Source organism: Streptomyces lienomycini (assembly GCF_027947595.1).
Taxonomy (GTDB): domain Bacteria; phylum Actinomycetota; class Actinomycetes; order Streptomycetales; family Streptomycetaceae; genus Streptomyces; species Streptomyces lienomycini.
In genome coordinates, this window is the sequence record NZ_CP116257.1 from 1,486,318 (window position 1) to 1,497,974 (window position 11,657).

Annotated in this window: 6 protein-coding genes; 1 reads left to right on the forward strand and 5 read right to left on the reverse strand. The window is 71.0% G+C overall.

Going from position 1 to position 11,657, the window contains the following annotated elements; all coding sequences use genetic code 11:
* Window positions 1-52 precede the first annotated feature (52 nt).
* The gene (gene treS / locus BJ961_RS07045) at window positions 53-1,780 is read right to left on the reverse strand and encodes a maltose alpha-D-glucosyltransferase (RefSeq protein WP_271320452.1); all 1,728 of its coding nucleotides are present in this window, start codon (window positions 1,778-1,780) and stop codon (window positions 53-55) included.
* Window positions 1,777-3,804 carry an alpha-1,4-glucan--maltose-1-phosphate maltosyltransferase gene (locus BJ961_RS07050; RefSeq protein ID WP_271320453.1) on the reverse strand — a complete coding sequence of 676 codons (2,028 nt, stop codon included), beginning with the start codon at window positions 3,802-3,804 and terminating at the stop codon, window positions 1,777-1,779. Before BJ961_RS07050 ends, treS begins: the two co-directional genes overlap by 4 nt.
* A gap of 456 nt (window positions 3,805-4,260) precedes the next feature.
* Here BJ961_RS07050 and BJ961_RS07055 point away from each other — a divergent pair, with 456 nt between their 5' ends.
* Window positions 4,261-6,879 carry a glycosyltransferase family 1 protein gene (locus BJ961_RS07055; RefSeq protein WP_271320454.1) on the forward strand — a complete coding sequence of 873 codons (2,619 nt, stop codon included), beginning with the start codon at window positions 4,261-4,263 and terminating at the stop codon, window positions 6,877-6,879.
* Between the two features lie 46 nt (window positions 6,880-6,925).
* Here BJ961_RS07055 and BJ961_RS07060 read toward each other — a convergent pair whose 3' ends face one another.
* The 3 genes from BJ961_RS07060 to BJ961_RS07070 form a co-directional block, all read right to left on the reverse strand.
* Window positions 6,926-7,435: a DUF1990 family protein gene (locus BJ961_RS07060; protein ID WP_271320455.1), complete on the reverse strand. Its 510-nt coding sequence runs from the start codon at window positions 7,433-7,435 to the stop codon at window positions 6,926-6,928.
* A gap of 97 nt (window positions 7,436-7,532) precedes the next feature.
* Window positions 7,533-9,182 carry a M4 family metallopeptidase gene (locus tag BJ961_RS07065; RefSeq protein ID WP_271320456.1) on the reverse strand — a complete coding sequence of 550 codons (1,650 nt, stop codon included), beginning with the start codon at window positions 9,180-9,182 and terminating at the stop codon, window positions 7,533-7,535.
* 355 nt (window positions 9,183-9,537) lie between these two features.
* Window positions 9,538-11,592, reverse strand: coding sequence for a M4 family metallopeptidase (locus BJ961_RS07070; RefSeq protein WP_271320457.1), 2,055 nt, complete (start codon window positions 11,590-11,592; stop codon window positions 9,538-9,540).
* Window positions 11,593-11,657 lie beyond the last annotated feature (65 nt).

Sequence of the window (11,657 nt, forward strand, 5' to 3'; positions counted from 1 at the left end):
TGATGCGTGCCCCGGGCGGGGCGGTGGAAACCGGCCCGCCCGGGGGCTCGGCCTATCCGGCCTGTACGGCTTCCTCGCGCAGCCGGAACCAGTAGAAGCCGTGACCGCCGAGGGTCAGCAGGTACGGCAGGTCGCCGACCGCCGGGAACCGGACCCCGCCGAACAGCTCGACCGGGTGGCGTCCGCCGAAGGCGCTGAGGTCGAGTTCGGTGGGCTGCGCGAACCGCGAGAAGTTGTGGACGCACAGCACCAGGTCGTCCCCCTCTTCCCCATTCGGGGGGGCCTCCCGCAGGAAGGCCAGGACCGCGGGGTTCGACGAGGGCAGCTCGGTGTAGGTGCCGAGGCCGAAGGCGGGGTTCTGCTTGCGGATCTCGATCATGCGCCGCGTCCAGTGCAGCAGCGAGGACGGCGAGGCCATGGACGCCTCGACGTTCGTCACCTGGTAGCCGTGGACCGGGTCCATGATCGTGGGCAGGAACAGCCGCCCCGGGTCGGACGAGGAGAAGCCCGCGTTGCGGTCGGGCGTCCACTGCATGGGGGTGCGCACGGCGTCGCGGTCGCCGAGCCAGATGTTGTCGCCCATGCCGATCTCGTCGCCGTAGTAGAGGATCGGCGAGCCGGGCAGGGACAGCAGCAGGGCCGTGAACAGTTCGATCTGGTCGCGGTCGTTGTCCAGGAGCGGGGCCAGGCGCCGGCGGATGCCGATGTTGGCGCGCATCCGCGGGTCCTTGGCGTACTCCGCGTACATGTAGTCGCGCTCTTCGTCGGTGACCATTTCCAGGGTCAGCTCGTCGTGGTTGCGCAGGAAGATGCCCCACTGGCAGCCCGACGGGATGGCCGGCGTCTTGGCGAGGATTTCCGAGACCGGGTAGCGCGACTCCCTTCTGACCGCCATGAAGATCCGCGGCATGACCGGGAAGTGGAAGGCCATGTGGCACTCGTCGCCGCCCGTGGAGTAGTCGCCGAAGTAGTCGACGACGTCCTCCGGCCACTGGTTGGCCTCGGCCAGCACCACCGTGTCCGGATACTGCGCGTCGATCTCCTTGCGCACCCGCTTCAGGAACTCGTGCGTGCGCGGCAGGTTCTCGCAGTTGGTGCCCTCCTCCTGGTAGAGGTACGGCACCGCGTCCAGCCGGAACCCGTCGATGCCCAGGTCCAGCCAGAACTTCAGCCCGGAGATCATCTCCTCCTGCACGGCCGGGTTCTCGTAGTTGAGGTCCGGCTGGTGCGAGAAGAACCGGTGCCAGTAGTACTGCTTGCGCACGGGGTCGTACGTCCAGTTCGACGCCTCGGTGTCCACGAAGATGATCCGCGCGTCCTGGAACTGCTTGTCGTCGTCGGCCCAGACGTAGTAGTCGCCGTACGGGCCGTCCGGGTTGCTGCGGGACTCCTGGAACCACGGGTGCTGGTCGCTGGTGTGGTTCATGACGAAGTCGATGATCACGCGCATGCCGCGCTGGTGCGCCGCGTCCACGAACTCCACGAAGTCGGCGAGGTCGCCGAACTCGGGCAGTACGGCGGTGTAGTCGGAGACGTCGTAACCGCCGTCGCGCAGCGGTGACTTGAAGAAGGGTGGGAGCCACAGGCAGTCCACGCCCAGCCATTGCAGGTAGTCCAGTTTGGCGGTGAGGCCCTTGAGGTCGCCGACGCCGTCGCCGTTGCTGTCCTGGAAGGAGCGGACGAGGACCTCGTAGAAGACGGCTCGTTTGAACCAGTCCGGGTCCCGGTCCTTGGCGGGGGTGTCCTCGAAGGTGTCCGGCACGGGCTCGTTGACGATCATGTGGTGGGTGACCCTCCGATCTGCGGGTGGGACGGTCGCAGAACCGTGCAGACGTGCGCGGGCGAACGGCCCGGCTCCAGGCGCACATAGTTGGCCCTGCCCCAGTGGTAGGTCTCGCCGGTCAGCTCGTCGCGCACCGGCACCGACTCGCGCCAGTCCAGGCCGAGTTGCGGCATGTCCAACGAGACCGTCGCCTCCTGGGTGTGGTGGGGGTCGAGGTTGGCGACCACCAGAACCGTGTTCGACCCCTGCCGCTTCGAGTAGGCGATCACCTCCTCCCGGTCCGTGTGGTGGAAGTGCAGATCGCGCAGTTGACGCAGAGCCGGGTTCTCGCGCCGGATGGTGTTGAGGCGGGTGACGAGGGGGGCGATGGTGGTGCCCTCGCGGTCGGCGGCGGCCCAGTCGCGGGGTGTGAGCTGGTATTTCTCGCTGTCGAGGTATTCCTCGCCGCCTTCGCGCAGCGGGGTGTTCTCGCAGAGTTCGTAGCCGCTGTAGATGCCCCAGGTGGGGGAGAGGGTGGCGGCGAGGACGGCGCGGACCTCGAAGGCGGGGCGGCCTCCGTGCTGGAGGTAGGCGTGCAGGATGTCGGGGGTGTTGGCGAAGAGGTTGGGCCGCATGTAGGAGGCGGCGTCCCCCGTCAGTTCGGTGAGGTACTGGGTCAGTTCCTGTTTGGTGTTGCGCCAGGTGAAGTAGGTGTAGGACTGCTGGAAGCCGATCTGGGCGAGGGTCGCCATCATCGCGGGGCGGGTGAAGGCCTCGGCGAGGAAGACGACGTCGGGGTCTGCGGCGTTGATGTCGGCGATGACGCGTTCCCAGAAGGCGACGGGTTTGGTGTGGGGGTTGTCGACGCGGAAGATCCGTACGCCGTGGTCCATCCAGTGCCGCAGGATCCGTACCGTTTCGGTGTGGAGGCCGTCGGGGTCGGTGTCGAAGGCGAGGGGGTAGATGTCCTGGTACTTCTTGGGCGGGTTCTCGGCGTGGGCGATGGTGCCGTCGGGGCGGTGGTGGAACCAGTCGGGGTGTTTGTGGACCCAGGGGTGGTCGGGGGAGCACTGGAGGGCGAAGTCGAGGGCGACTTCGAGGCCGAGTGCGGTGGCTTCGGTGACGAAGTGGTCGAAGTCGTCGAGGGTGCCCAGGGCGGGGTGGATCGCGTCGTGGCCGCCTTCGGGGGAGCCGATGGCCCAGGGGACGCCGACGTCGTCGGGGGTGGCGGAGAGGGTGTTGTTGCGGCCTTTGCGGTGGGTGGTGCCGATGGGGTGGACCGGGGGGAGGTAGACGACGTCGAAGCCCATGGCGGCGATGGCGGGCAGGCGTCGGGCGGCGGTGCGGAAGGTGCCGTGGGGCCGGTCGGGGGTGCCCTCGGAGCGGGGGAAGAACTCGTACCAGGCGCCGTAGAGGGCGCGTTCGCGTTCCACGAGCAGGGGCAGTGGGTCGGAGGAGGTGACCAGGTCCCGCAGGGGGTGCCGGGCCAGGACCGCGTCCACCTCCGGCGTCGACGCCGCCGCCAACCGCGACGCGGCCGGCCTGCTCTCGTCCCGCAACGCGTCGACGGCGGACAGCAGTTCACGCCGTTCCCCGCTCCCGGGCACGTCCTCGGCGGCGCGCTCGTAGAGCCGGGCGCCCTCCTCCAGGACCAGCTCCGTGTCGATGCCCGCCGGGACCTTGATCCGCGCGGCGTGCCGCCAGGTGGCGACGGGATCGCCCCAGGCCTCCACGGTGTACGACCACGTCCCGGGTTCGCCCGCCGTGACGGTGGCCCCCCAGCGGTCGGTGCCCGGGGCCAGCTCCCGCATCGGCGTCCAGGGCCCCGGCCTGCCTCGCGGGTCTCTGAGGACGACGTTGGCGGCGACCGCGTCGTGCCCCTCGCGGAACACGGTGGCGGAGACCTCGAACGACTCACCGGTGACGGCCTTCGCGGGCCTGCGTCCCCGCTGCACGACCGGGCGGACGTCCAGCACGGGGATGCGTCCGACGGCGCCGGCGCTCTTCGCGGGGGTGGCTGACGAGTGGTGCGTGGCGGGCATGACCGCTCCTGTCCGCGTCAACGTGGGTGGGCGGATGACTCTGGGGAGGTGGGTCCTGCGAGGTGCGTGCGGGGCGTACCGCAGGAGCCTTCCCACACTCTTCCGGTGGGCAATCCGGCACTCTGTTAACTACTCGCGCGTAGGTCGACACACGCGACGTCCCTGACCGAACGCCTTCCCGGATGCCGCTCCCGCAATCAGTGCCTTCGCGACATGTGCAGCCTTTCGTGCGGGCCGAAGCGCCACAAGAAGGCCGACGGGGAAAGATCCGGCCATATCGACGGGCCGTGTCGGCGGCGCCGCCGACGGTCCTGACGACGGGCCCTGTCGGCGGTGTTGCGACACGCCGGTGGCGTTAGCCCGTCCGGCGTTGGCGGACGAGTCAGTTCAGGCCGAATCGGAGGTAGGAGGGCGAAGGCCCCAGTCAGGGACAGATCGCGCGGTAACGTCGTCGGGGTGAAGGCGATTCGTCGACTGACCGTCCGTCCCGTACTCCCCGACCCCCTCCGGCCGCTCAGTGATCTGGCCCGGAACCTGCGCTGGTCCTGGCATCCGGAGACCCGCGATCTCTTCCAGTCCGTCGACCCCGAGTGCTGGACCGCGTCCGGCCGCGACCCGGTACGGCTGCTCGGCACCGTGCCGCCCGCGCGCCTCGCGGAGCTGGCCGAGGACCGGCGCTTCCTGCGCCGGCTGACCGCGGTGGCCGACGACCTCGACCACTACATGACCGGCGACCGCTGGTACCAGGGCCAGTCGGACCGACTCCCGGCCGCCGTGGCCTACTTCTCGCCCGAGTTCGGCATCACCGCCGCGCTGCCCCAGTACTCCGGCGGCCTGGGCATCCTGGCCGGCGACCACCTGAAGGCGGCCAGCGACCTCGGTGTGCCACTCGTGGGCGTGGGCCTGCTCTACCGCCACGGCTACTTCCGCCAGTCCCTCTCCCGGGACGGCTGGCAGCAGGAGCACTACCCCGTCCTCGACCCCCACGAGCTGCCGCTGGTCCCCCTCAAGGAGAGCGACGGCACCCCCGCCCACGTCGCCCTGGCGCTGCCCGGCGGCCGGGAGCTGCGGGCCCGGATCTGGCTGGCCCAGGTCGGCCGGGTGCCGCTGCTGCTGCTCGACTCGGACGTCGAGGAGAACGCCCTCGGCGAACGCGGAGTCACCGACCGGCTGTACGGCGGCGGCAGCGAGCACCGGCTCCTCCAGGAGATGCTGCTCGGTATAGGAGGTGTCCGGGCGGTACGGACGTACTGCCGGCTGACCGGCCACGCCGCGCCGGAGGTGTTCCACACCAACGAGGGCCACGCCGGCTTCCTCGGCCTGGAACGCATCGCCGAACTGTGCGACGAGGGCCTGGAGTTCGGCTCTGCGCTGGAGGCGGTGCGGGCCGGCACCGTCTTCACCACCCACACCCCGGTCCCGGCCGGCATCGACCGCTTCGACCGCGAGCTGGTCGCCCGCCACTTCGGCCCCGACTCCGAACTCCCGCGCATCGACGTCGAGCGCGTCCTCAGGCTCGGCATGGAGACCTACCCCGGCGGCGAGCCGAACCTCTTCAACATGGCCGTGATGGGCCTGAGGCTCGCCCAGCGCGCCAACGGCGTCTCCCTGCTGCACGGCGGGGTCAGCCGCGGGATGTTCGCCGGGCTGTGGCCCGGCTTCGACGCCGACGAGGTGCCGATCACCTCGGTCACCAACGGTGTGCACGCCCCGACCTGGGTGGCGCCCGAGGTGTTCCGGCTCGGCGCCCGCCAGATCGGCGTGCAGCGGGCCGAGGACGCGCTCGCCGTCGGCGGCTCGGACCGCTGGGACTCGGTCGCCGACATCCCCGACCAGGACATCTTCGAGCTGCGCCGCACCCTGCGCGCCCAGCTCGTCGAGGAGGTCCGCGAGCGGCTGCGCACCTCCTGGCGGCAGCGCGGCGCCGGGACGGCCGAACTGGGCTGGGTCGACGACGTCCTCGACCCCGACGTGCTCACCATCGGCTTCGCCCGGCGCGTCCCGTCGTACAAGCGGCTCACGCTGATGCTGCGCGACCGGGAGCGGCTGACGGAGCTGCTGCTGCATCCCGAGCGGCCCGTCCAGATCGTCGTCGCGGGCAAGGCGCACCCGGCGGACGACGGCGGTAAACGCCTGGTGCAGGAGCTGGTGCGGTTCGCGGACGACCCGCGGGTGCGGCACCGGATCGTGTTCCTGCCGGACTACGGCATGGCGATGGCGCAGAAGCTCTACCCGGGCTGCGACATCTGGCTGAACAACCCTTTGCGGCCGCTGGAGGCGTGCGGCACCTCGGGCATGAAGGCGGCGCTCAACGGCTGCCTCAACCTGTCGGTGCTCGACGGCTGGTGGGACGAGTGGTACCAGCCGGACTTCGGCTGGGCGATCCCCACCGCCGACGGCGCGGGAACCGACCCCGACCGGCGCGACGCCATAGAGGCCAACGCCCTGTACGACCTGCTGGAGCAGCGGATCACCCCGCGCTTCTACGAGCGGGGCGCGAGCGGGCTGCCCGACCGGTGGCTGGAGATGGTCCGCAGGACCCTCAGCCTGCTCGGTCCGAAGGTGCTGGCCGGCCGCATGGTCCGCGAGTACGTCGAGCGGCTCTACGCCCCCGCCGCCGAGGCGCACCGCGCGATGGACCCGGACTCCGCGCGCGGGCTCGCCGAGTGGAAGGCGCGGGTGCGGGCCGCCTGGCCGGGGGTGCGCGTCGACCACGTGGAGACCTCCGCCGCGTCCGCGAGCGCCGAACTCGGCACCACGCTCGCCCTGCGGGTGCGGGTGAAGCTCGGCGACCTCGCGCCTCAGGACGTGGAGGTGCAGGCGGTCTCCGGCCGGGTCGACTCGGAGGACCGGATCACCGACGCGGCGAAGGTCCCGCTGAAGCCGGTGGGCGGCCCCGACCTGGAGGGCCGCTGGGTGTACGAGGGGCCGCTCGCCCTGGACCGCACCGGCCCCTTCGGCTACACGGTCCGCGTCCTGCCCGCGCACCGGCTGCTGGCGTCCGGCGTGGAGACCGGCCTGGTCGCGGTGCCCTCGGGCGACCTGGTGGAGGCGGCCGGGCTGCTGATGCGGTGACCCCGGGGCAGCCGGGCGGCGGCGGGCGGCGGCGGCGAGGCGGGGCTCAGTCCTCCTCGTCGCCGCCGCTCAGCCGCCTGAGGACGGTGCCGCAGCGGCGTGCGTAGGCGTGCTGGAAGGCCCGGGCGGCCGGTCCGCCGGCCTTGGCGTACCACTTGGCGGGGCGGCTGAAGGCGTGCACGGTCAGCCAGACCGTCCCGTCACCCGTACGGTCGACCACGAAGGCCTCCTCGCCGGACTCGGGATGGCCGGGCAGTGTGCCGTAGGCCCAGCCGGCCCGGCGCGGCTCGTCCAGGGTCCACACCACCCGGCAGGGCGCCTTGATCATTCCGGCGAGGGTGACGGTCACGTCGACACCGGGCGCGGCACGCTCCGCGCTCGCGTCGATGCCGACGCCCATCTCCCGGTGCATCTCCCAGGTGAGTACGGCCTCGACCGCCCGCCGGAAGACCGGTTCGCCCTCCCCGAGGCGGGTGCGTACGTGCATGGGGCGGAAGCCGGGCGGGCAGTGGCCCTGCTCGCGGGTGGCACCGACGTCGTCGTACGTGAAGGACATGGGCACCAAGAGTAGGGCGGCACCCGGGAACCGCTGGTTCCGGGTGCCGCCCGCCGTGTTGCCGCCGGTGTCTCCGCCCGCCGGCCCGCCCCGCCCGTCAGCTCACGTTGATCGCGGACCAGGCCGCGGCCACCGTCTTGTACTCGGTGCTGGAGGAGCCGTACAGGTCGGACGCCGCGCTCAGGGTCGCCGTGCGGGCGGCCTTGTAGTTGGTCGTCGACGTCATGTACGTGGTCAGCGCCTTGTACCAGATCTGCAGGGCCTTGGCGCGGCCGATGCCGGTGACGGTGGAGCCGTTGGAGGTCGGGGAGTTGTAGCTCACCCCGTCGACCGTCCGCGCCCCGCTGCCCTCGGCCAGCAGGAAGAAGAAGTGGTTGGCCGGGCCCGAGGAGTAGTGCACGTCGACGCCGCCGAGGCCGGAGGACCAGTAGTCCTTGGACGCGCCGTCCTTGCTCGGCTTGTCCATGTAGCGCAGCGGGGTGCCGTCCCCGTTGATGTCGATCTCCTCGCCGATGAGGTAGTCGCCCTTGTCGGCGGAGTTGTTCGCGAAGTACTCCACGCCGGTGCCGAAGATGTCGGACGTGGCCTCGTTGAGGCCGCCGGACTCGCCGCTGTAGTTGAGGCCCGCGGTGTTGGAGGTGACACCGTGGCTCATCTCGTGCCCGGCCACGTCCAGCGAGGTCAGCGGGTTGGTGTTGCCCGTGCCGTCGCCGTACGTCATGCAGAAGCAGCTGTCCGACCAGAAGGCGTTGACGTAGTTGCTGCCGTAGTGGACGCGCGAGTAGGCGGCCTTGCCGTCGTTCTTGATGCCGTTGCGGCCGAAGGTGTTCTTGTAGAAGTCCCAGGTGACCTGGGCGCCGTAGGCGGCGTCGACGGCCGCCGTCTGGTCGGTGGAGGAGCTGGAGGCGGTGCCGGTGCCCCAGACGTCGTCGGCGTCGGTGAACAGCGTCCCGGTGCCGGAGGTCTTGCGGGCCAGGTTGTACGTCTTGTGGCCGCCGCGCCCGGTGTCGTACAGCTGGTACGAGGAGCCGGACCTGGTGGTGCCGAGGGTGACCGTGCCCGAGTACAGGCTCTTGCCCGAGCCGGTCTCGATGCCCTGGTACGCGTGCAGCTCGGCGCCGGTGGCGGCGTCCGTGATGACGTGCAGTTCGTTCGGGGTGCCGTCGTCCTGGAGGCCGCCGACCACGGTCTCGTAGGCGAGCACGGGCTTGCCGTCGGCGGCCCAGATCACCTTGCGGGGTGCCGCGTCGGCCGCGGTCTTCGACGAACCGGCGTCCTCGGCGGCGGACAGCGCCTGCTGCTCGGCCTTGGCGGCCTTCACCTTCGGGGTGACGGTCGCGACCTCGATCGCGGCCCTGGTCGCCTTGGTGACGCCTCTGGTGGCACCGGACTCCGTGCGGTGCACGACGAGGTCGCCGCCGAGGACGGGCAGGCCGTCGTAGGTGCGCTCGTAGCGGGTGTGCACGCTGCCGTCGCGGTCCTTGACCACGTCCTTGACGACCAGCTTCTCCTTGGCGCCGAGGCCCATCTCCCGGGCCGTGCCGGCCGCGTCGGCCTGCTGCTCCCGTATGAGGGCGGTGCGGGCGGAGTCCGACAGCAGGACGGGGGCGGCCGGCAGGGCCGACGGCGCGGCGCTGTCGGCGGCGGCGTTCCCGGCGGTGAGGCCGGTGGTGAGCATCGCCCCGGCCGCGACCGCGGTGGCGAGGGACAGGGTGGTCCGCTTGTGGCGCGTGAAGAGGGAGGACACACGAGCTCCTTCGGTGGGGGGACCGGTCGGCATGGGGTGTCCGGCCGGTTGCTTCGAAGTGGTGCTGCGGGTGACGGAAGACTGACACCAAAGGCGCGTACATGTCAGGAGGGCGTGATGATGTTGGCTGAAAACCGACGACGGGGCGGATGTTGCGGGGATGTGAACGCGTGTGACCTGGGTCAAGTCGCAACAAGGCAGGCGTCAGTGCTTGGCAAAAAACCTGCGGAGAGGGTGTGGAGAGAGGGGGCGGACATGAGGAGAGGCGGGGGCATGGAGAGGGCGCCGCCCCGGAGGATTCGAACCTCCGGGACGGCGCCCTGACTTGGGGTGGTGCACCCGGGAGCGGGCCGGCCTACGGGAAGGTCAGCCGCCAGGCGTCGATGTAGCCGGTGTCCGCCGGGCCCTGGTCCTGGACGCGCAGCTTCCAGGTGCCGTTGGCCGTCTCGGAGGAGGCGTTGACCGTGTAGGTCTCGTGCACGTCCGCCGCCGGGTCGTAGCCGCTGTTCTTCAGGCGGTACGTCGAGCCGTCGGGCGCGACCAGGTCGATCCGCAGGTCACCGCGCCAGCTGTGCACGATGTCCACGCCCACCTGGAGGTTGCTCGGCGCCTTGCCGGAGCGGCCGGAGACCGTGACGGACGAGGTGACCGCCGACCCGTAGTCGGGGATGTTCACGTTCGCGGTGTTCTCGAACGTGGTGCCGTCGCCGGGGTCGCCGCCGCCGGGCCGCGAACCGACGTTGATGCCGGCCCACGCGTTCGCCACCGCCGTGTACTCGGCGCTGTCCGTGCCGTACAGCTCACCGGCCGCCGCGAGGGTGCCGGTGCGGGCGCCCGCGTAGTTGGTGGTCGACGTGAACTTGGTGGTCAGCGCGCGGAACCAGATCTTCTCCGCCTTGGCGCGGCCGATGCCGGTGACCGGGAGGCCGTCCGAGGTGGGCGAGTTGTACGTGACACCGTTGATGGTCTTGGTGCCGCTGCCCTCGCTCAGCAGGTAGAAGAAGTGGTTGGCCGGGCCCGACGAGTAGTGGACGTCCACCCCGCCGATCCCCGAGTACCAGTAGTCCTTGGACGCGCCGTCCTTGCTCGGCTTGTCCATGTAGCGCAGCGGGGTGCCGTCCCCGTTGATGTCGATCTCCTCGCCGATGAGGTAGTCGCCGACGTCGGAGGAGTTGTTGGCGTAGAACTCGACCGCGGTGCCGAAGATGTCGGACGTGGCCTCGTTCAGACCGCCGGACTCCCCGCTGTAGTTGAGGCCCGCGGTGTTGGCCGTGACGCCGTGGCTCATCTCGTGCGCGGCCACGTCGATGGCCGTCAGCGGGTTGGCGTTGCCGGAGCCGTCGCCGTACGTCATGCAGAAGCAGCTGTCCTGCCAGAAGGCGTTGACGTAGTTGTTGCCGTAGTGGACCCGGGAGTAGGCGCCCACACCGTCGCCGCGGATGCCGGAACGGCCGTGCACGTTCTTGTAGTAGTCCCAGGTCGTCGCGGCGCCGTAGTGGGCGTCGGCGGCGGCGGTCTCCGGGTCGGAGGCGCTGCCGTTGCCCCACACGTCGTCGTTGTTCGTGAACAGCGAACCGGTGCCGGACGAGCCGTTGTTGAGGTTGTACGTCTTGTGGTTGCCGCGCGCCGTGTCGGTCAGCGTGTACGACGACCCGGACTGCGCGGTGCCCAGCGTCACCGTGCCGCTGTACAGGGTGTTGCCGGTGCCGTTGTGGACGCCCTGGTACTCGTACAGCTTGGCGCCGGTGGCGGCGTCCGTGATGACGTGCAGCTCGTTCGGGGTGCCGTCCTCCTGGAGGCCGCCCACGACCGTCTCGTACGCCAGGACCGGCGTGCCGTTCGCCGCCCAGATCACCTTGCGCGGGGCGCGGTCGGCGTCCGGCTGCTCGGCGCCGGCCGCCTTCGCCGCGGACACCGCCTGCGACTCGGCCTTCGCCGCGGAGATCCTCGGCGTCACGGAGGCCGGCGCGATCGCCTTCGCCGTGGCCTTCACGACCTGCTCGGTCTGCCCGGCGTCGCTGGTGACCACGAGGTCGCCGCCGAGGACGGGCAGCCCGTCGTAGGTGCGCTCGTAGCGGGTGTGCAGGGTGCCGTCGCGGTCCTTGGCGACGTCACGGACGACCAGTTTCTCCTTGGCGCCCAGGCCCAGGTCGTCCGCGGTCTCCGCCTTGGCGGCGTTGGCGTCGCGGATCAGCTCCGCACGCTGGGACGGGGTGAGCTTCACCAGCTCGGCGCCCTTCGCGGGCGACGGCCCGGGGGCCGCGGTGGCGGCGCCGGACTGGACCGCCGTGGCGATCAGCGCGGCGACACCGGCCAGCGCGACGGCCGCGGCACGCCGGTGCGTGGACCGGCGGGAGGAGGTGGGGGAGGTGGTGTGGGAGGTGTGTCTGTGGGGAGTGCTGCTCAACACTGACTCCTTCTGCGTGGCCACGGGTCGCGCGGCCAGGGGAGACCGGTCGGCGGGTGGCCGGCCGG

Bases quoted from the DNA above. Each gene is read 5' to 3' on its own strand.
- treS (WP_271320452.1), bottom strand. From the start codon at position 1,780: ATGATCGTCAACGAGCCCGTGCCGGACACCTTCGAGGACACCCCCGCC.
- BJ961_RS07050 (WP_271320453.1), bottom strand. From the start codon at position 3,804: ATGCCCGCCACGCACCACTCGTCAGCCACCCCCGCGAAGAGCGCCGGC.
- BJ961_RS07060 (WP_271320455.1), bottom strand. From the start codon at position 7,435: ATGTCCTTCACGTACGACGACGTCGGTGCCACCCGCGAGCAGGGCCAC.